We start from the raw sequence: 19,734 nt of genomic DNA, 5'->3' as shown, positions 1-19,734 counted from the left end.
GGGTCAGCGTCTCCTCAGGCTGACGCCCGCGGCGATGAGCCGCTTGGCGTGCTTCTTGTGCACCGCTTGCCGGGTGATGCCGAGCGCCTCGGCGACCTGCGGCCAATTCCAACCCGACCGCATCGCGGCCTCGACGGCACTGTCTTCCAGTTGATCGGCCAAGCGCCGCAACGCGACAACCGCGGCGAGTTGCCCGGCGGGATCGCCGGCATCGGGGATTTCCGGGGCGGACATGCGAGCAACCTTAGTTGACTAAATCAAAATTAGTCAACAAAGGTTGCTAAACGCCGTCAGTGGTTCAGGGCGGCGACGACGAACATGAGGGCGGCGCCCAGGACGGTGCAGGCCAGAGTGAGGCGGGAGGGGTGGACGGCGTGGGCTTCGGGGAGGATGTCGGCGGTGGCGAGGTAGAGCAGGAAGCCGCCGAAATAGCCGAGATAGAGGCCGACCATGCCGTCGGGTACATGGATGAGCGTGCCGACCACGGCGCCGATCACCGGTGCGACGGCGTCCAGTCCGAGCAGGGTGAGGGCGCGTTTGCGGGCGTTGCCGTAGAGCGTCGAGATGGTGAAAGTGTTGAAACCGTCGGCGAAGTCGTGCGAGATGACGGCGATGGCCACCGCCGCACCGACGGTGGCGCCCGCCTGGAAGCCGAGCCCGATGCCGAGCCCGTCCAAGAAGCTGTGGAAGATCAGGCCGGCCGCGGCGAGCACGCCGACGGACTCGAAACCGTGTGTGTGCGTGCCGAATTCCTGTTCGTGGCCGGTATGGATGGCCACGGCGCGCTCGATCACGTGGATGGTGAGGAAGCCGCCGACGGCGGCGATCAGCACGGCGGGCACGCCGAGCACATCCTGCGCGGATTGTTCCAGGGCCTCGGGGATCAGGTCGAAGAACACCACGCCGAGCATCACGCCCGCGGCGAGCCCGAGCACCAGGTGCCTGCGGTCGCCGATGCGGACCGCGACGAATCCGCCGACCAGCGTGGAGCACATGGACACCAGCGCCAGCAGAATCGCCATCGCACCAGCATGGGCGATCGGTCGCGGCGCGCCCGGCATCTCCGATCGGCGAGTTCGTCACCCGGACCGACCAGCACGTTCGACCGCGGGGCACCGCCGACCTGCACGCGCGGCCCGGTGCGTGACTACGCGCCTTTCGAGCGTTCGGCCCCGGTGAAACGGATGGTCAGCTGCCGAGCCCACTTTCGGTGCGGCTTGGGCGGCGGCGGTGGCAGCGGCGCGTCCAGGTCGACGTCGGTCTGCACTTCGTAGCGCCGGATGTAGGCCCCCGCGAAGGCCTGAACCGTCGCGGTGACCGGAATGGCGAGCAGGGCACCGGTCGCGCCGAGCAGGGCGGCGCCCGCCAGCACCGCGCCGAACGCGACGGCCGGATGCATGTCCAGCGTGGTCGCGGTGATTCTCGGTTGCAGCACATAGTTTTCGAACTGCTGGTACAGGACGATGAAGCCGAGGATCCACAGCGCGTCCGACGGTCCGTGCACCAGCGCCACGATGACCGGTAGCGCGCCCGCGAGGTAGGTGCCGACGGTCGGGATGAACTGCGACACCACGCCCACCCACAGCGCGAGCGCGAACGCCGAGGGCACGTCGAGCACCCGCAACGCCACGTAATGCGCCAAAGTCGAAGCGAGCGCCAGCAATCCGCGCGAGTAGATGTAGCCGCCGGTCTTCTGCACGGCGATATCCCAGGCGCGCAGCACATGCAACTGCTTGCGCGGCGGCAGCAGCGAGCACACGGCATTGCGGAACCGCGGGCCGTCGGCGGCGAAGTAGTACGTGAACAGCAGCACCCCGAGCGACTGGAACACCACGCTGACCGCTTTCGTGCTGATGTCCCAGGCGTTTCCGGCCGCACCCTCGAGATACTTGCTCCAGTTGCTGGTGTACTTCTCGAGGTCGGTGCCGGATATGTGCGCGTTGAAGGTGCGGTTGACCCAGTCGATGCCTTGATCGGCGTACTCCGGCGCGTTGTTGACCAGCGTGGTGATCTGGTCGATCAGCAGCGAGCCGAGCGTCCAGAAGAACGCGACGACCACCGAGATCAGGACGAGGAAGACCACCGCCGTGGCGAGCCCGCGTTTCATGCCGCGGCGCGCGAGCCAGTTCACCGCGGGCTCGATGGCGAAGGCCAGGAACAGCGAGACCAGCACGATGGTGAGCAGGCCTTGCAGCCGGGTCAGCGCCCAGAACCCCGCGAAGAGTCCGGCCACCGTGGCCGCGGCGAGCAGGAACGCGCGCAGCAGCCACGGCGGCGGCGCGGAGGTCATCTCCGCGGTGACCACGGCCTCGCCGGGCGCTACCGGTACCGGCGCGTCCGTGGGCGCTGGCGCGTTGTCGTCTTCTTCCGAGGCCACATCGCAAACGTACCCATATCGGGCCGTCTCACCGTGTTATCGCGGGTGCGGATACGCCGCGGCTCACATGGTCGAGACGTCGATGACGAAGCGGTACCGGACATCGCTGGCCACCACCCGGTCGTAGGCCCCGTCGATCTCGTCGGCGGAGATCACCTCGATCTCCGCGCCGATGCCGTGGGAGGCGCAGAAGTCCAGCATCTCCTGGGTCTGCGCGATACCGCCGATCATCGAGCCGGCCAGCGAGCGGCGCAGCCCGGTGATGGTGAACGGTTTGATGCTCATCGGGTTTTCCGGCAGGCCGAGGATCACCAGCGTGCCGTCGAGCTTCAGCATCTTCAGGTAGGAGTCGATCGGCAGCTCCGCCGAGACGGTGTTGAGGATCAGGTCGAACTGGTTGCGCAGGTCGCGGAAGGTCTGCTTGTCGCTGGTGGCGTAGTAGTGGCTCGCGCCGAACAGCTTGCCGTCCTCCTGCTTGCTCAGCGAGTGGCTGAGCACGGTGACCTCGGCGCCCAGCGCCGCGGCGAGCTTCACCCCGACGTGACCGATCCCACCCATGCCGATGATGGCCACCTTCTTGCCCGGCCCGGCGTTCCAGTGCCGCAGCGGCGAGAACAGGGTGACGCCCGCGCAGAGCAGCGGGGCGGCCGCGTCGAGCCCGATGCCCTCGGGAATGCGGACGACGAAGTTCTCGGTCACCACGATCTGAGTGGAGTAGCCCCCGAGGGTGTAGCCGCCCGGCTGCACCGACTCCTCGACGGGCGTGTTGTAGGTCATGGTGGCGCCGCGGACGCAGTACTGCTCCTCGTCGGCCAGGCAGGGTCCGCAGACGCCGCACGAGTCGACCATGCAGCCGACCCCGACGCGGTCGCCCACCTGGTATTTGTGCACCGCGGAGCCGACCGCGGCGACCAGGCCGGCGATCTCGTGGCCGGGCACGCAGGGGTACTTCGCCCCGCCCCACTCGTCGCGTGCGGTGTGGATGTCGGAGTGGCAGATGCCCGCGTATTTGATGTCGATCAGCACATCGTGCGGGCCCAGCTCCCGGCGTTCGATGGTCTTCTTCTCGAACGAGCCATCGGGTGCGGATATCGCGTATGCGGCTGCTGTCGTCATGCATACATGCCTACCGTCGCATGCGCCCGGTTGCCAACCATGACAGGTAAACAGTTCTGTACGGCGGCGGCTCGCAGAGTCGTCGATAGCCCCCGGACATGATCATCGCCAGCCACAATGGAATGCGCAGGTGGACCGAGTGGAGAGCGATGAGCGAACAACGGTATGGGGGCCGCGCGCTGGTGACGATCGTCGCCGCGCTGCTCGCCGTGGCCGGATTCCTCGGCTATCGAGGCGAACTGCCCGGCTGGCCGCCGGGTAAGGCCGAGATCGCCGCGCCGGTCGAGCTACCGCCGCCCGCACCGCTCGATCCGGTCGCGGTCGCCGCCGCCGTCGACCCGGCGCTGGTCGACATCAGCGCGTCGATGCGGCCGTTCGGGCTCGGCGCGGCCGGGTCGGGCATCGTGCTCACCGCCGACGGCCAGGTGCTGACCAGTCATCACGTGGTCAAGGGCGCCGACACGGTGACGGCGACCGATGTCGGCAACGGCCGCACCTACGACGCGGTGGTGCTCGGTTACGACGCCGCCGCCGATATCGCGCTGCTCGCGCTGTCCGGCGCCGCAGACCTGGCGACGGCCCGCATCGGCAACTCGGCCGAATTGCGGGTGCGCGACGAGGTATTGGCGATCGGCAACGCCGGCGGCATCGGCGGCACGCCGACCGCGATCCACGGCACGCTCACCGATCTGGACAGCACCATCGTCGCGCTCAACTCCGCCGACCTGTCCCGCAAGCCGCTCACCGGCATGCTCGAGGTGGCCGCCGCGGTGAGTTCCGGGCAGTCCGGCGGCGCGCTGGCCGACCATCAGGGTGCGGTGGTCGGGGTGATCGCGGCCGCCTCGGGTGATCCGGCCCGGGCCGGGGGCAGGCCGCCGAACGGGTACGCGGTGCCGATCGACACCGCGATGCAGGTGGTGCGGCAGATTCGTTCCGGCGTGCCCACCGACACCGTGCACATCGGGCCGACCGCGACCCTCGGCGTGCTGACCTCCGACGCGAAACCCGTTGGGGCACGGATCGATCTGGCCATCTACGGGCTGCCCGCCTACACGGCCGGGTTGACCCACGGCGAGGTGATCACGTCGGTGGACGGTCGCGCGATCACCTCGGCCCGCGCCCTGCACTCGGCGATCAACGTGCGCAAGCCCGACGACGCGATCCAGCTCGACGTGACCGACACCGGCGGCAACCGCCGCACGGTGACCGTCGTGCTCGCGCGCGGCACGCCCAACTAGAACAGCGACAGCCAGTAGTCCTGGAAGCGCAGGAAGATCAGCAGCAGCACCACCGCGTAGAACAGCGCGACGAGGGTCCACCGCCACTCCGCGAGCACCCGCAGCGGACCGCGGGACCCGCCCCAGAGCTGATCGGTGACCACCGCGAGCAGCGGCGTGATGATGGCCCACACCACCATGCAGTACGGGCAGAGCGCGTTGATCCGGTACAGGCTCTGGAAGATCAGCCAGCAGACGAAGCCGACGCCGAGCAGCGTGCCCAGCCACAGCCCGCCCCAGATCCAGCGCGGCAACCCCACCCCGGCCACCGAGAGCACCCCGACGGTGACCACCACCGAGAAGGCCGCGATGCCGATGATCGGGTTGGGGAACCCGAACACCGCGGCCTGGTCGGTCACCATCACCGAGCCGCAGGACAGGATCGGGTTGATGCTGCACGACGGGGTGTAACCCGGTTCGGTGAACAGCTTGAACCGTTCGATGGTCAGCGCCATCGAGGCCAGCCAGCCGGCCAGCCCGCCGAGCAGCAGTACCCAGGCGGCCCGGGGCGGGGCGGTGATCACTGCGCCGCGGCGGCGGCGATCACAGGTCCGAGACCGCCGGGCCCGAAGATCTCCTGGCTCGACTCGACCTGCTTGCCGTTGACGAACACCGACGGCGTCGACTTGATGCCGCTCTTCAGCACGTCATCGGTGCGGGCCTGGATGTACTTGTCGTACTTCACATCGGTGATGCAGTTCGCCACCGCGTCGGGATAGCCCGCCTCCTTGGCGATCTGGACCAGCTTGTCGTTGGGCAGGCCCGCGCCGCCCTCCGGCGGCTGCTGGGCGAACATCGAGGACACCCACGCCTGGTACTTGGTCGGGTCCGCCTCGGCGACGCAGTACGAGGCGTTCGCCGCGCGGGTCGAGTACCGGGTGGTGGACGCCTTGTCCAGGAACGCGATCACGTCGTATTCGACGGCGGCCGTGCCGTTGTTCACCGCGTCGGCGAGCACCTGGGCGTTCGCGCCCTCGAAGCCCTTGCACGCGGGGCACTGCAGGTCGGCGACGACCCGCACGGTGACCTTCGCGTTCGGCTTGCCGATGCGCACCGCCCCGTTGTCGGTGATGGTGCCGGTGACCCCGTCCGGGGAGGTGTTGGCGGCCGCCGGAATCGAGGGGGTGGGGCCGGGATCGTCCTTGCGGGCCTTCTTCACCGCGACACCGATGCCGATCGCGGCGATCAGGCCGATCAGCACGGCGGCCACGGCCACCTGGATGAAGATCTTGCGGTTGCGGTCGGCGCGATTCGCCGCCAGCAACGGATTCTTCTTCCCACCCGGGTTCTTGCTCACCGTGCGTTCACCACGCCTTTCGCTCGACTGCCGGTACCTGCCGCCACGATGGTAGAGCGCGAACTCGTCCCCGTGTGGTCGGGCCACGGCCCACATCATCGTGAACGAACCTGAGAGATTCCGAAATATCGGGCACTGGCGACGCCAAAAAATCCGTGTGGGTATTCGGGAGTTCCGGTCAAGAATGGTGGGATGACTGCTCTCGGTGCTGTGTTTCGTCCGCAAAATCCGCCGGAACGGCTGCGCGCCGTCACCCGGGTCGCCGAGGAATCGGGGCTGGAACAGCTGTGGCTGTGGGAGGACTGTTTCTTCGAGAGCGGTATCGCCAGTGCGGCGGCCGCGCTCGCGTGGACCGAGCGGCTGCACATCGGCGTCGGGCTGCTGCCGGTGCCGCTGCGCAATGTGGCGTTGACCGCGATGGAAGCCGCGACGCTGTACCGGCTGTTCCCCGATCGGGTACTGCTCGGCGTCGGGCACGGCGTGCTGGACTGGATGGGGCAGGTGGGCGCGCGGGTCGAGTCGCCGGTGACGTTGCTGGCCGAGTATTTGGACACGCTGCGGGCCCTGCTCGCGGGCAAGCGAGTCACCACCTCGGGACGTTATGTGCAGCTCGACGACGTGGCCCTGGATTGGCCGCCACTGGAACCGCCGCGCATCTACGCGGGGGCCAGGGGCCCGCGCTCGATCCGGCTGTGCGGGTCGCATGCCGATGGGACGCTGCTGGATTCGATCGCGGGCCCGGAGAGCGTGCGGGACGCGCGGGCGTTGATCGACGAGGGCCGGGCCGCGGCGGGCCGCACCGACCGGCATGTGGTGGTGGCGAATCTGCTCGCGGTGACCGGCCCGGACGCGGCGGCCCGGCTCGCGCACGTGCAAGCCACCACGACACCGCCGCTGGCCGGTGTCGCCGGTGACGCGCAGGCGGTCGCGGACGCGGTCCGCGGGCTGGCCGAGGCGGGCGCCGACACCGTGGTGATCCAGCCGACCGGAGACGAGCCCGACCCCGAAGGCTTCGTTCGCTTTGTCGCCGAACAGGTTCGGCCGCTGATCTAGTTCGCGATCAGGCTTTGTCGAGTCGCCGCTTCTGCTCCTCGACGTCGAATTGTGCGGCGGGCCACTCGAGGTCGAGTCGCTCCAGGGCCTCGATGAGCAGTTCGGTGACGGCGAGGCGGGAGAACCATTTGCGATCGGCGGGCACCACGTGCCACGGCGCGTACTCGGTGGACGTGCGATCCAGCATGGCCTGGTACGCCTCCTGATAGGCGGGCCAGTAGCCGCGCTCATCGATATCGGAGGGATTGAACTTCCAGTACTTGTCCGGCCGGTCCAGCCGTTCGCGCAGCCGCTTCTTCTGCTCGTCCAGGGAAACGAACATCGCCACCTTGACCACGGTGGTGCCCTCGTCGACGAGTTCCCGCTCGAAGGCGTTGATCTCGTCGTAGCGCGGTTCCCATTCCTTTTTCGGCACCAGGTTGTGCACGCGGACCACCAGCACGTCCTCGTAGTGCGAGCGGTCGAACACCCCGAGCTGACCGCCGCGCGGCAGCGCGTTGCGGATCCGCCACAGGTAGTGGTGGCGCTTCTCCTCCTCGGTCGGCACGCCGAACGCGTGGTGGTCCACGCCCTGCGGATCGACCGAACCGATCACGTGCCGGACGATGCCGCCCTTACCCGCGGTGTCCATGCCCTGCAGCACCAGCAGCACACTGCGCAGGTCGCCGGATCGCCCGTTGGCGTAGAGCCGTTCCTGCAGCGCGGACAGCACCGTGGTGCGTTCGGCCAGCAGGTCCAGGCCCGCTGCCTTGTCGCCCGTGAAGCCCGGTGTCGCGGAGGTGTCCAGCTCGGTGATCTGCAAGCCGTCGGCCTTCAGCGCTTCGGTAGCCGGGACGGACCAGCCCTTCTTAGCCATGCGCTACAGCTAACCAGGTGCGTGCCGCGTGGGTCGGCGCGACGGCGCAGCGTGTCACACCCGGATATGGGCGAGCGCGACGAGTTGCGCGGCGAAATCCTCGTCCGAGACGGGGGTGAGGATGAGGTCCTGCGAGGTGGTCAGCAGGTAGCGGCCGTCGCCGGTGAAATCGAGCCAGGTGCGGTGGCGGGTGGGCGGCGACATCGGATTGTCGGGTTCGACGGTGACGGTCAGGAAGCCGCGCCCGTCGACGGGCTTGCGCAGCGTGTGCCGGAAGCGGGCGGCGCCGCGCTGTCCGTTGGTGCCGAACGGTTCGGTGCGCTCCGGGCCGAGCACCGCGTCCTGGGGTTCGCGCATGGTGCCGAGTTTCCCGGGGCGGGCCGGGCCGATGATCTGCACCAGGCGCTCGCCCACCGCACGGGCATGGCACATCAGCACGGTGACCTTCTCCGGGGTGGCGACCAGGATGCCCGCGTGATTGTGCACCACCGCGGCGTAGACCAGGATGCGTTCGGTGTCGGCGCCGGAACCGTTGCGCGGCGGGGTGTTCCGTTCCCCGGACAGGGTGATGGTGGTGGCGTCGGTGCGGCCGCACAGCATGAGCGCGGCGGCCAGGTCCGGGTCGGCCTGCCGGGCGAAGCGCTGCGGCAAACGCAGTGCGGCGTATTCGGATTCGGTGCGCACGGTGGCCGCAGGCACCATGTTGACCGGATACGGCCTGCGATCCAGACCCGTCTCGTTTTCCCAGACATGCGAGAACTCGTCCGGGGTCAGCACCCATTTCACCGCGCGCCGCCCCCGTCGCCGGCCGGTCGCGGTCCGTCGGGCGGGGCGAGGAAGCGAGGCACGCGGTCGCCGGAGGCGGGCATGGTCGGGGCGTAGACGTAGGTCATCGTGTCCCGGACGTCGGCCTCGACCTCGGCGGCGGCGCTGTCGTGCGCCATCCGCCGCTTGCCGCCGTAGACCGCCTCGGCGGCCGGATCGTCCAGCGGCCGGTACGGTTCGGGCGGCGGGATCGCGCTCCGAATGGTCTGCGCGGCATCACCGTTCAGTTCCATCAGCCGCGCCACCGCACGGCAGACCTCCTGCGCCTCGATCCCGGTGCGGACGAATTCCCGGGTGGCGCGCAGCGCGGCGTCGGCGGTGTGGCCCGACCAGCGGGCGAATTCGCGGTTGGCGGCATCGGAGAAGGCCTGGAACGCCTCGGCCAGCGCGCCCGCGTTCGCCAGCCAGGCCGCGGCGACCTGGCCGAGCGCGGCCGGGTTCAGCGGCTCGCGGACCAGCTCCCAGATCTCCTGGTGGGTATAGGAACCGAACAGCTCCCGATCCGCCGCGTACGCGGGATCGGTTGCGCCGGTGCGTAACCCGGCGAGCTCCTGACGGATGTGCGCGGCGGCGGCCCGGGCTGCGGAGTCTGCCATCGCCTCAGTTCCCTACTGCTCTCACCGCGACTCCAGATGCGCGGTGACCACCGCGAGCGCGGCCCGGTTCGCCGCCTCGGCGTCGGCGAAGCGTTTGCCCGCGGCCAGATACGCGGCCTTGAACAGCAGTGCCGTCTCCTGAAAGGCGGCGAGCGTGTCCAGGTACTGCCTGCCCTTGTCGCGGAAGCCGCGGGTGAGGCCGTGGCCGGTGGGCAGGTTCGGGAAGCCCGTCACTTCGGTCACCAGATGGCCGGTGGTCATGGCGCGGCGTAGGTCTTCGACGAGCTTGTCGCATGCGGCAGCGAGGTTTTCGGCGACCTCGGTGTCCAATTCGAAGGGCTTGCCCGTGCTGCCGGTGGCCGCCGCGTACAGCTGCCGTGCCGTCCCCTGCCCGGTATCCGGTACCGCCATGTGGGAACCCCCTCTGTTCGGTCCACTGCCTGACGCGGTATTGGATGGGCACTCTACCGGTCGGTAAGGCGCGGCGGGCGCGGCTTCGGCGGCTGTGACCAGGGGCACGATTGCCGGCCGGTGGCGGTGCGCGCAGCGGCGCGGCCGGCCCGCAACAGGTCCGTATGCTGACTGGATGGGCGCGCTGACGGGCACTTTGGTGACGGTCGCCGAGGATCTGGACTCGGTGACGACGGTGGGTCATGAGGACGACCCCGCCACGGCGGGCTCGACCCGCGCGGCCGTCGACGCGGTGTGGGAATCGGTCCGTGACTGGTATCGGATGGGCACCACCCCGGCCATCCAGCTCTGCCTGCGGCGCGACGGCAAGATCGTGCTGAACCGCGCCATCGGCCACGGCTGGGGGAACGCGCCCGGCGATGCGCCCGACGCGGCGCGGGTGCTCGTCACACCGGACAGCCCGTTCTGCGGGTTCTCGACCGCGAAGGGTGTCGCGGCGGCGGTGATGTGCATGCTGGCCGAACAGGGCGCCTTCGGCCTGGACGAGCCGGTGTGCGCCTACATTCCGGAGTTCGCGGCCCACGGCAAGAACCGGATCACCATCGCCGACGTGCTGTCGCATTCGGCGGGCGTGCCGTTCATCACCCCGCCCTATCAGGGTTTTCAGCTCATCGTCGACGAGGACCTGGCCGTGCGCGCCCTGGCAGATCTGGTGCCCAGCTGGCCGACCGGCCGCTTCCGGATCTATCACGCCATGACCGGCGGGCTCATCCAGCGGCTACTGGTGCAGCGGGCGACCGGCAAACGGATGCGCGAGCATCTGGCCGAGCAGGTGCTGGACCCGCTCGGGTTCCGGTGGACCAATTTCGGCGTCGACGCCGCCGAGGTCGACCAGGTCGTGCCGAGCGTGCAGACCGGCCCCGGGCCCTCGCGGGTGTCGAAGTTCCTGGCGCGCAAGGCTCTCGGCGGCGGCATGGGCAAGGCGGTCTCCGATGCGGGCACGCGGGCGTTGCTCACCGCGGAACTGCCCTCCGGCAATCTGGTCAGCACGGCGGCCGAGCTGTCCCGCTTCTACGAAATCCTCGCGCGCGGCGGCGAATTGGACGGAATCCGGATCATGCGCCCCGAGACCGTGCGCGCGGCCGTGCAACCGGCGAAATGGCTGCCCGGCCTCGCCGGGCGGGTGAGCCGGGCCGGATACGAACTCGGCGGCCGCCGATCGAAATTCGGCCGTGACACCCGCGCACACTTCGGCCGCAGCGGCCTCACCACCCAGTACGGCTGGGCCGACCCGGCGCGTGGGCTCGCCGGAGCCGTGCTCACCAGCGGTAAGGCGACCACCGACACCGATCGCCCGTGGCGGCTGGTCGCCCAGATCTCCGACACCTTCCCGCCGGTGCGCTGAGGCCGGCCCCGCAGCGCTCAGCGAATGAGAACGAAGGGGTATAGGGCGAGGCAACGGCGTGAAAGTAACTGGTGTGTATCTAATTTGGGCGTTCGGCCGATAGGGGAGCGGGGGTGCGGTATGCGCGCCTGTGCTCGAAATGGAGGTCGAACATGGTGAATCCGGGTAGAAGTAGCCGCAAGTTCCGGCGACTGGTCCTGCTGACAGCCGTCATCGGGGCCGCGGCACTCGCGCCGGTGGCGGCCTTCGCGACCCCGGACCCGACCGCGCCCACGGCGCCCACCACCGCCGCGCCGGTCACGCCGGCCCCGCCGGTGACACCGCCACCGACCAACCCGCCCGCGCCGACGACCCCGCCGGTGACCACCCCGCCGCCCACCACGGCGCCCAAGACGCCGGCCGATCCGTACGGCCCGGACGGCTACGACTCCTTCGGTTACGACCGGTTCGGTTATGACCGATTCGGTTATGACCGCGACGGATTCGACCGCTCCGGGCTGGACCGCTGGGGTAACGACCGGTCCGGCTACGGCCGCGACGGTTTCAACGACGAGGGCTTCGACCGCTCCGGCTTCGACCGTTCCGGTTATGACCGTTGGGGTTACGACCGGTCCGGCTACAACCACAACGGATTCGACCGGTGGGGTTATGACCGCTGGGGCTACACCGCGCAGGGCTGCGCCCGGTCCGGGGAAGACAAGCCGGACGCCGATCACGCCGCCTGCGAAGCGCGACGGCAGCGTCCGCCCACCGGCAGCGCTTCCTGAGTTCCGTTGATCTGGCTGCTCTTTCGCACCCGGCCCGGTGCGGGAGATCGGCCGGGTTCAGCGCGCGCACAAGGCCGCGTCGAGCACGCTGTTCATCGCCGCCTGATACATCACGGTGGTGAGCGGATCGGGCAGCAGGTTCATGCTCAGGGTGGCGGCGCGGGTCGGCGTGGCGGCATTGACGACCAGGAAGCCGTTCATCGCGCCGCCGTGGCTCCAGATCTCGATCCCGCAGGCGTTGATCCGGCGGAACAGTCCGAGGCCGAAATCGGCGTCGCGGAGCGGGTCGCCGGAGGGCACGGTGCGCTGCATCTCGCCCAGCTGCGCGGGCGGCAACAGTTCACCGGACAGCAGCGCCATGAAGAACCGGTCGAGGTCGGCACCGGTGGAGACCATCGCGCCGTCGGCCAGACCCCAGCCCGGATCGATATCGGTGATGTCCACCAGCACGCCGTCGAAGGCGTGGTATCCGCGCGGATGCGGCGCGCGAATCACGTGCTCCAGCGGGAACAGTGGCCAGTAGGTGTCGCGCAGGCCGAGCGGGATGATGATCCGCCGGGTGACCTCGACCCCGACCGGCACCCCCATGACGCGTTCGATCAACTCGCCCGCCAGCAGGAAATCCGTATTGGAATAGCCGGAACTGGTGCGCGGCGCGAAGACCGCGGGCTGATCGAGACCGAGCCGGATCAGCTCCGCGGCCGGTCGCGGACGCTGCAATCGGTCGACCGAGGCCAGATCCAGGTAGGCCAGGTAGTCGGGTATCCCGCTGGTGTGCTGCAACAGATCTCGCACGGTGATCTGGTGCCCGTCGCCCCCGGGACCGTGCACCACGCCCGGCAGGTACTGCTCGATCGGCGCGTCCAGCTCGACCCGGTGCTCGGCGGCGAGCTGCAACACCACGGTCGCCACGAAGGTCTTGGTATTGCTGGCGATCCGCACCTGCGCGTTGTCCGGGAACGGCGCGCCGGTGACCAGATCGCCTACGCCGCTGTCGATCTGCGTGTTCGAGCCGTCGCTGCGCAGCACCAGCTGGGCGCCGGGCGCACCGATGGACCGGATCAGCAGATCGAGGTCGGCCTGCAATCCCACCGGGGCCGGGCCGGGTGCCGCGACCGCGACCCCCGCCCCGGCGAATGCCGAAATCGTCACCGCCGCAACCACGGCGGCCGTCAACCAGGAATACCGCACCAGATCTCCACTTCGTCGCCCGTGATCCCTTACCGGTATCTCGGCCGACGGGGCAACCGTTTACGCCCCGGGAGATTTCGTGCGGCCCGCGGCTCAGGCGGTTTCGACCTCGATGGTCATGCCCGCGCCGCGCAGGCGCTCGGTGAGCGCGTCGCCCATGGCCGCGCCCGGGGTGAGGATGCCCGCGAGCTCCGGCTGGTTCGCGGTGTCGAAGGCCAGGCACAGCCCGCTCTCGCCGAGCAGCACCGCGGTCGCCTTGTAGCCGGGATCGCCCTGGCCGGCGAACGTCGCCACGTATTTTGCGCCGGAGGAGGTACGGGTGAACGTCTTCATGGTGAACCAGCCGCTGTCCCTGGCTTTTTCGCTGGGGCCGGTGCCGGGCTTGGGCAGCACCCGGTCGAGCAGTTTGCGGCCCACCGACACCCGGGACAGCACCGCGCCCGCGGCCATGCCCGCGACAATGCCGCCCGCCATACCGGCCGCGACCAGCGGCGCCGCGGGCGACTTGCCCGCGCTCATCACCTCGCGGTAGCGGAAGTTCTTGCCGTACGGCCAGCCGAGCAGGCCGTTGGTGCGCCGGACGATCTTGGTGTTGTGCGACGCCATGACGAAGGTGCTCACCCAGCCGTCCAGGCTCGGGTCGATGGCGCTCGCGCGGGACAGCGCCTGGTCGGTCTGGCGGCCGACATCGGGATCCATCGACTTGTCGGGGCTGAGCGAATACGGGTGGCTCAGCACGGCCCCCTTCTTCGGGTCGGCGGCGACCGCCTCCATCATCGCCCGGCCGGAATCGATGGTGCCGCCGCTGACCCCGCCCTTGAGCCAGGCGACCAGCGTCGTCTCTTCCAGCTCACCGGTGTTGTCCGCGACCGAGCGCCGGTACAGCTGGTAGACGCTCAGGTCCGATGGAATCGAGTCGTAGCCACAGGAATTCACGATCTTCGCGCCGGTCTGCGCGGCCTGCTCGTGGTACTGGTCGATCGCGTCCCGAATGAACAGCGGCTCGCCGGTGAGGTCGGCGTAGTGCGTGCCCGCCTTCGCGCAGGCGGCGACCAGCGGGAGGCCGTAGCGCAGGTACGGGCCGACCGTGGTGACGACGACCTTGGTCTGCGCGGCGAGTGCGTCGAGCGCGGCCTGATCGCCGGAATCGGCCACCACCAGACCCCAGCCCGCGGCGGTCGGGCCGAGTTCGTCGCGCACCTTGGTCAGCTTGTCCAGCGAGCGACCGGCGAGCGCGATCCGCGCGGATTCCGGTGCGGCGGTGAGCAGGTACTGCGCGGTGAGCTTGCCGACGAAGCCGGTCGCGCCGAACAGGACCAGGTCGAATTCTCGAGTGTCTGCCATTGTCTTCCGTTCTGCGGGTTCAGGCCTGGGGACGGGCGGCCTTGGTGGGCTTCTTGGCCTTGGTGCGCGGCTTCTTCGGCGCGACCGGCGGATGATCGGCCAGCCAGACATGGTGTGCCTGACCGAGTTCGGTGACGGGCGGCTCGTCGTAAAGCCATTCCCGGGAAATGCGATGCCAATTCGCGGTGCAGCCGAGCTGGCCGAGCATGCCGAAGGTGAGGAAATCGGCCCGGCGGGAGAACAGGTGCTCCGGCGGCAGGTTCTGCTGCTTCATCCCGGCGAACTCGCTGGCCCGCGGGTCGACCGCGAGCAGGAAAGCGCCGCTGGCCAATTCGGGGGTGATCGTCAGATCCTCGTCGATCAAACACCATTCGGACGCGGCCAGCACGTATTCCAGGCACTCCTCGGCGCCGATTTCGTCCGGCGAATCGATCACGCCGCGCTCGATCATCAACTGGCGCAGGTCTTCCGCGCGATCCTCGGCGGCCGCGCGCAGACAGGTCAGCTCGAACTGCACGTGGTCGGGGTCCATTCGGTTGAACAACCCGAAGTCGAGGAAGCCGACCCGGCCGTCCGCGGCGAGCAGCACATTGCCCGGGTGCGGGTCGCCGCAGAATTCGTTGAAGGTGAACAGCGAACCGACGTAGAAGCGGTAGATGATCTCGCCGATCCGATCGCGTTCGGCGTCGGGCAGCCGGCGGATCTCCTCGAAACCCTTGCCCGCCACGTATTCGCTGACGAGCACGCGGGTGGTGCTGAGCTCCGGCATCGAGCGGGGCACCACGATGAACGGATGCCCGGCGTAGAGCTCGGCGATCTGCAGTTGGGTGTTCGCCTCGGCCTGGTAGTCGAGCTCGCTCTCCATGTTGAGCCGCAGCTCGTCGAGCACGGCCGGCGTCACCCACGGCATCGCCGATTGCAGCACCCGGCGGAACATGGCCAGATTCTTCAGGTCCGCGCGCACCGCGGCGTCGATCCCGGGGTACTGCACCTTCACCGCGACCTGGCGGCCGTCGCGCAACCGGGCGCGATAGACCTGGCCGATCGAGGCGGCGGCGATCGGCTCGGCCTCGAACTCGGCGAAGATCGCGTCCAGCGGCTGACCGAAATCGTCCTCGATCACCTGGCGCATCGATTCGAAGGACACCGACGGCGCCGCGTTGCGCAGCACCGCCAGCCGCTTCTGGAAGCGTTCGCGATGGTCCTCCGGCACCAGATCGAGGTCGAGCACCGACATCATCTGCCCGAGCTTCATCGCGACGCCCTTCATGGTGCCGAGCACCATGACCACCTGCTCGGTGGTGCGAATCATCGACTCCTCGGCCATCTTCGCGCGCACGGCCTCGGATCTGCCGCGCATCGACAGCCGCGCGCGTTGCGTGCGGATCACCGAGCTGGCTGCGACGGCACCGAGTTTGGTGCCACGAGCAAGCCGCGAGGTCGGTACTTGCTTCGCCATCGAGGTACCTCCATTGGTGCCGGCGCGCGGGGCGGTGACGCAGCGCACTCGGCGCACCGCTCGGGTTCAGAGTAGCCAACCGCACGGCATTGTCGAGCCCTGTGTCACACTTTTGCTAGCACCTCAGCTAGCGCCGTGCCCAGGAACTTCCGCGCGCGTTCGGGCATGCCGCTAGCACCCGGAACTCGGACGTGCGATCAGTTTTCCGAGTCGGCGCCCGGCGTGGGCAGCACATGCGGCTGCGCGTTGAAGATCTCCCGCGAACCATTGGCGCGCGCCATCCCGTCGATCGCGCTCCAGGTCATCATGGTGAGGTAGTCGATCACTTCCTCGCGCGACATCGACTTGTTCGTGGTCCACCAGTGCGTGGCCAGCTGGATGCCGCCGACCAGCACGTACGACCAGAGCATCGCGCCGTCGGTCTGGATGCCCTTGGCCGACGCGCGGTCGAAGATGACCGCGGCGACCACCTCGGCGAACAGCTTCTCGAACTCGGCGAGCGAGGACGGATCCGAGCCGTTGCCCATGATGAAGCGGTAGACCTCGGGGTCCTCGTCGACCGTGCCGACGTACTCGGCCAGCGCCGAGCGCACCAGCTGGTACTCGTCCGCGTCGAGGCTGATCGCGCCGTACACGCGCGGCATCAGCGTGGTCTCGATGAACCGCTGCATGGTCGCGTGGACCAGGTCGTTCTTATCGGAGAAGTAGCGGTAGAGCACGGTTTTGGAGACGCCGATCTCGGCGGCGATCTCGTCCATTCCCGCATTGCTGCCACGGGCTCGCACAGCGGCCAGGGTGCCGTCGACGAGTTCCTCGCGGCGGTCGATCTTGTGCTGGCGCCATCGGCGTTTGCGGCCGTCCGTTCGGCCGGTGCGCACCGCCGCCGGTCGGTCGGCGATCTCGCCGACGTCGACAAGGTCATCGGTGGACAGCGTGGGCTCCCTTGTTAGTCGGATTCTCCGTGCGCCTCAAGCTTAGGTCCCGCCAGGCAGTGATATGCGCGTTTGGGTCCCAGTGCGACGGGTTGCACAACTTCGGTGCGTGCGGCGCTGTGCCGGGTATGCACAGCAGAATGGAGGACATGGAGAAAGCTCCCGGCAACATCGCGGTGGTGCAGACGGCCCCGGCGCCGCCCGCGGCCGCGCCGCTCGGCTTCGCCGCCGTCCTCGACGAGGCGGGGAAACGGCGGGATCTGTGGCGGATGAAAGCGCTCGCCACCGGACTGCTCGCCACGGCGACGGTGATCTATCTGTTCTGTCGCTGGCTCGAATCGCGGGGTTCGGGCGGGGACTGGGTCGGTTACGTGCGGGCCGCGTCGGAGGCGGGCATGGTCGGCGCGCTGGCCGACTGGTTCGCCGTCACCGCGCTGTTCCGGCATCCGCTCGGCCTGCCCATCCCGCACACCGCGATCATCCGGAAGAAGAAGGATCAGCTCGGCGAGAGCCTCGGCGCGTTCGTCGGCACCAACTTCCTCTCCCCGGAAGTGGTGTCGGCGAAGGTCAATTCGGCGCAGATCTCCTGGCGGGTCGGGCGCTGGATGGCTGATCCCGGGCACGCCGCCCGGGTCGCGCAGGAGAGTTCCACCCTGCTGCGCGCGGTGGTCGGTGTGCTGCGCGACGAGGACGTGGAACAGATCATCGACCAGACCATCGTGAAGCGGATCGCCGAACCGCTCTGGGGTCCGCCGATCGGCCGGGTGCTCGCCGAACTGCTGGCCGACAACCGGCAGCTCGCGCTGCTCGATCTGCTCGCCGAGCGCGCGCACCAGTGGGCGCTCGGCTCACAGGAGACGATCGATCGGATCGTGCTGCGCGACGCGCCGCAGTGGGCGCCGAAGTTCGTCAATATTTTGCTGTCCGAGCGGATCTATCGGGAACTGGTCGAGTTCACCTGGAAGGTGCGCTCCAATCCGGAGCACGAGGTGCGGCTGGCGGCGAATCGTTTTCTCGAGGAATTCGCCGACGATCTGCAGCACGACGACGCCATGATCAAAAAGGCGGAGCGGATCAAGGCGCAGATCATGGGTCGCGAGGAAATCACCGGAATGGCCGAGGCGACCTGGCGCGCGGCCAAACGGTTGATCTTGGAATCGGCCGACGATCCGAACAGCACACTGCGGCGCAAGGTCGGCGAGAATGTGCGGCAACTCGGCGAGCGGTTGCGCGACGACGCCGACATGCGTGCCAAAGTGGACGGGTGGATCGACCGCGGGGCAAGGTATCTCGTGGAGAACTACGCCGGGGAGATCTCGACGCTGGTCACCGATACGGTTGCCAGGTGGGATGCCGATGAGGCGAGTAAGAAGATCGAATTGCAGGTCGGGCGTGACCTGCAATTCATTCGGATCAACGGAACTGTCGTGGGTTCGCTTGCGGGCCTGGCGATCTACACGATCTCGCAGTTGATGTTCGGCGGCTGAGCGACAGCGCGCCGAATGTTTGCCGAGAGGGTGCTAGCAGACTGCTTGCAATAGTTAGCACCCTGCCCTAGAATTGAACTCGTACAACCGCCAGAAGGTGAGTGATGGCAGACCAGCCCGAGGTTTCCGCCGAGTACCCCGAAGGTGCGGCCGAGCAATCGGCCGGCGTCGGAGAAAAAGCGGCCCGCGTCGTGCACGCGGCGCACGACATCGGAGGCTTCATCAGGGCACAGCGAGAGGCCGCGCAAGTCTCGCTGCGCCAGCTCGCCACCCTTGCGGGAGTGAGCAATCCGTACCTCAGCCAGATCGAGCGCGGATTGCGCAATCCGTCCGCCGAGGTACTCGCGCAGATCGCCAAGGCCCTGCGGGTGTCTTCGGAGGTGTTGTACGTCCGGGCCGGCTATCTCGAACAACGGGCACACAGCCCGGTTCGCGATGCCCTGCTTGCCGATACGTCGATCAGCGAACGGCAGAAGCAGGTGCTGCTCGAGATCTATGAATCGTTTCGCCGGGAAAACGGAGGGAACGAGCCAGGGGGGGAAGGGGACAGCGCCGTTCCACGCACGAATACCGAAACTCCGCCACGCCAGGAGCACGAAACACCATGACAGACAAGACCAATCCCACCGTGACCAAGCCGCTGCTCGCCACCGTCGGTGCGGGCGACGCCCTCTACACCGCCGTCACCGATGTCGTCACCCAGGTGCGTGAGCGCGCCGCGGCCACCGACGTCTCCGCCCGGGTCGAGGAGGCGCGCGAGCGCTTCGCCAACGTGCCCGCCGACGTGCAGGCCCAGTTCGAGACCCTGCGCGAGCGCCTGGCCGGACTGCCCTCGGAGCTGCCGGAGGACCTCGCCGAACTGCGCGAGAAGTTCACCCCCGAGGAGCTGCGCGCGCTGGCCGACAAGTACTACCACCAGGTGCTCGACCTGTACGCCGATCTCGCCGTGCGCGGTGAGGAGACGGTCGAGCGGCTGCGCACGAACCACCTGGTCGAGGAGCAGATCGAGCGCGTCAAGCCGCTCTACACCGACGCCGTGACCCGCGCGGAAGACGTGCTGGGCCGGGTCAACGGCCTGCTCGGCCGTCCGGCCAAGGTCGAGGACGAGGTCGTCGCGCCGGTCGTCGACGCCGAGGTCGTCACGGTGACCACCGAGACCACCCCGGCCGCCGCCGAGGAGCCCGCCGCGCCGGTCGTCAAGGCGCCCGCAGCCAAGAAGGCTCCGGCCAAGAAGGTGGCGCCCGCCAAGAAGGCGGCGCCGAAGAAGGCGTGACAACGCCCCGTCGCCTGCCGCACCGAGGGTTGATTCCGTAGGGCCGCAAGGTGATCGAAGATCGATGA

Annotated in this window: 21 protein-coding genes; 7 read left to right on the top strand and 14 right to left on the bottom strand. The window is 68.7% G+C overall.

Annotated features, from left to right (window positions below; translation table 11 throughout):
• Positions 1 to 3: 3 nt before the first annotated feature.
• The 4 genes from O3I_RS39270 to O3I_RS39255 form a co-directional block, all read right to left on the bottom strand.
• Positions 4 to 234, bottom strand: coding sequence for a helix-turn-helix domain-containing protein (locus O3I_RS39270; protein ID WP_014988623.1), 231 nt, complete (start codon positions 232 to 234; stop codon positions 4 to 6).
• A 56-nt stretch (positions 235 to 290) separates the two neighbouring features.
• A complete protein-coding gene (locus O3I_RS39265; protein ID WP_041563162.1) occupies positions 291 to 1,022 on the bottom strand; it encodes a ZIP family metal transporter in 732 nt (243 codons plus the stop codon).
• A 125-nt stretch (positions 1,023 to 1,147) separates the two neighbouring features.
• Positions 1,148 to 2,377: an AI-2E family transporter gene (locus O3I_RS39260; RefSeq protein WP_014988621.1), complete on the bottom strand. Its 1,230-nt coding sequence runs from the start codon at positions 2,375 to 2,377 to the stop codon at positions 1,148 to 1,150.
• 63 nt (positions 2,378 to 2,440) lie between these two features.
• Positions 2,441 to 3,493 carry an NAD(P)-dependent alcohol dehydrogenase gene (locus O3I_RS39255; RefSeq protein WP_014988620.1) on the bottom strand — a complete coding sequence of 351 codons (1,053 nt, stop codon included), beginning with the start codon at positions 3,491 to 3,493 and terminating at the stop codon, positions 2,441 to 2,443.
• Between the two features lie 149 nt (positions 3,494 to 3,642).
• Between O3I_RS39255 and O3I_RS39250 the strand changes: the two genes are divergently transcribed.
• Positions 3,643 to 4,731 (top strand): S1C family serine protease, encoded by a 1,089-nt coding sequence (locus tag O3I_RS39250; protein WP_014988619.1) that lies wholly within the window; start codon positions 3,643 to 3,645, stop codon positions 4,729 to 4,731.
• On the opposite strand, the gene O3I_RS39245 is transcribed toward O3I_RS39250, so the two are convergent.
• Both O3I_RS39245 and O3I_RS39240 read right to left on the bottom strand, forming a co-directional pair.
• Positions 4,728 to 5,294 carry a vitamin K epoxide reductase family protein gene (locus tag O3I_RS39245; protein ID WP_014988618.1) on the bottom strand — a complete coding sequence of 189 codons (567 nt, stop codon included), beginning with the start codon at positions 5,292 to 5,294 and terminating at the stop codon, positions 4,728 to 4,730. The genes O3I_RS39250 and O3I_RS39245 overlap by 4 nt on opposite strands.
• On the bottom strand, positions 5,291 to 6,067 hold the full coding sequence (locus tag O3I_RS39240; protein ID WP_041564905.1) for a DsbA family protein: 777 nt from the start codon (positions 6,065 to 6,067) through the stop codon (positions 5,291 to 5,293). Before O3I_RS39240 ends, O3I_RS39245 begins: the two co-directional genes overlap by 4 nt.
• A gap of 192 nt (positions 6,068 to 6,259) precedes the next feature.
• Between O3I_RS39240 and O3I_RS39235 the strand changes: the two genes are divergently transcribed.
• Positions 6,260 to 7,120 carry an LLM class flavin-dependent oxidoreductase gene (locus tag O3I_RS39235; protein WP_014988616.1) on the top strand — a complete coding sequence of 287 codons (861 nt, stop codon included), beginning with the start codon at positions 6,260 to 6,262 and terminating at the stop codon, positions 7,118 to 7,120.
• Positions 7,121 to 7,127: 7 nt separating this feature from the next.
• On the opposite strand, the gene O3I_RS39230 is transcribed toward O3I_RS39235, so the two are convergent.
• The 4 genes from O3I_RS39230 to O3I_RS39215 are packed head-to-tail and all read right to left on the bottom strand — an operon-like array spanning position 7,128 to position 9,808.
• Positions 7,128 to 7,976: a polyphosphate kinase 2 family protein gene (locus O3I_RS39230; protein ID WP_014988615.1), complete on the bottom strand. Its 849-nt coding sequence runs from the start codon at positions 7,974 to 7,976 to the stop codon at positions 7,128 to 7,130.
• Between the two features lie 54 nt (positions 7,977 to 8,030).
• Complete coding sequence (locus O3I_RS39225) at positions 8,031 to 8,762, bottom strand: ESX secretion-associated protein EspG (protein WP_014988614.1); 732 nt, start codon at positions 8,760 to 8,762, stop codon at positions 8,031 to 8,033.
• Positions 8,759 to 9,397: a hypothetical protein gene (locus O3I_RS39220; RefSeq protein ID WP_014988613.1), complete on the bottom strand. Its 639-nt coding sequence runs from the start codon at positions 9,395 to 9,397 to the stop codon at positions 8,759 to 8,761. The genes O3I_RS39225 and O3I_RS39220 overlap by 4 nt, the downstream gene beginning before the upstream one ends.
• Before the next feature lie 21 nt (positions 9,398 to 9,418).
• Complete coding sequence (locus O3I_RS39215; RefSeq protein ID WP_014988612.1) at positions 9,419 to 9,808, bottom strand: hypothetical protein; 390 nt, start codon at positions 9,806 to 9,808, stop codon at positions 9,419 to 9,421.
• A gap of 175 nt (positions 9,809 to 9,983) precedes the next feature.
• Here O3I_RS39215 and O3I_RS39210 point away from each other — a divergent pair, with 175 nt between their 5' ends.
• Positions 9,984 to 11,213, top strand: coding sequence for a serine hydrolase (locus tag O3I_RS39210; protein WP_014988611.1), 1,230 nt, complete (start codon positions 9,984 to 9,986; stop codon positions 11,211 to 11,213).
• A 152-nt stretch (positions 11,214 to 11,365) separates the two neighbouring features.
• A complete protein-coding gene (locus O3I_RS45995) occupies positions 11,366 to 11,980 on the top strand; it encodes a hypothetical protein (RefSeq protein ID WP_014988610.1) in 615 nt (204 codons plus the stop codon).
• A gap of 57 nt (positions 11,981 to 12,037) precedes the next feature.
• Here the strand turns inward: O3I_RS45995 and O3I_RS39200 are convergent, their stop codons facing one another.
• From O3I_RS39200 to O3I_RS39185, 4 genes are all read right to left on the bottom strand, one after another.
• Positions 12,038 to 13,132: a serine hydrolase domain-containing protein gene (locus O3I_RS39200; RefSeq protein WP_167829203.1), complete on the bottom strand. Its 1,095-nt coding sequence runs from the start codon at positions 13,130 to 13,132 to the stop codon at positions 12,038 to 12,040.
• 132 nt (positions 13,133 to 13,264) lie between these two features.
• The gene (locus O3I_RS39195; protein WP_014988608.1) at positions 13,265 to 14,515 is read right to left on the bottom strand and encodes a saccharopine dehydrogenase family protein; all 1,251 of its coding nucleotides are present in this window, start codon (positions 14,513 to 14,515) and stop codon (positions 13,265 to 13,267) included.
• 19 nt (positions 14,516 to 14,534) lie between these two features.
• Positions 14,535 to 15,974, bottom strand: coding sequence for an ABC1 kinase family protein (locus O3I_RS39190; protein WP_014988607.1), 1,440 nt, complete (start codon positions 15,972 to 15,974; stop codon positions 14,535 to 14,537).
• Between the two features lie 197 nt (positions 15,975 to 16,171).
• Positions 16,172 to 16,852 (bottom strand): TetR/AcrR family transcriptional regulator, encoded by a 681-nt coding sequence (locus O3I_RS39185; protein WP_014988606.1) that lies wholly within the window; start codon positions 16,850 to 16,852, stop codon positions 16,172 to 16,174.
• 203 nt (positions 16,853 to 17,055) lie between these two features.
• Here O3I_RS39185 and O3I_RS39180 point away from each other — a divergent pair, with 203 nt between their 5' ends.
• From O3I_RS39180 to O3I_RS39170, 3 genes are all read left to right on the top strand, one after another.
• Positions 17,056 to 18,393, top strand: coding sequence for a DUF445 domain-containing protein (locus O3I_RS39180; RefSeq protein ID WP_014988605.1), 1,338 nt, complete (start codon positions 17,056 to 17,058; stop codon positions 18,391 to 18,393).
• A 104-nt stretch (positions 18,394 to 18,497) separates the two neighbouring features.
• Positions 18,498 to 19,001, top strand: a complete 504-nt coding sequence (locus O3I_RS39175; RefSeq protein WP_014988604.1) for a helix-turn-helix domain-containing protein — start codon at positions 18,498 to 18,500, stop codon at positions 18,999 to 19,001.
• Entirely contained in the window at positions 18,998 to 19,666 is a 669-nt protein-coding gene (locus O3I_RS39170; RefSeq protein ID WP_014988603.1) for a heparin-binding hemagglutinin, read from the top strand. Before O3I_RS39175 ends, O3I_RS39170 begins: the two co-directional genes overlap by 4 nt.
• Positions 19,667 to 19,734: the final 68 nt, after the last annotated feature.

It is taken from the genome of Nocardia brasiliensis ATCC 700358, assembly GCF_000250675.2.
In the GTDB taxonomy this organism is placed as follows: domain Bacteria; phylum Actinomycetota; class Actinomycetes; order Mycobacteriales; family Mycobacteriaceae; genus Nocardia; species Nocardia brasiliensis_B.
This window is presented reverse-complemented; position numbering and strand designations above follow the sequence as displayed.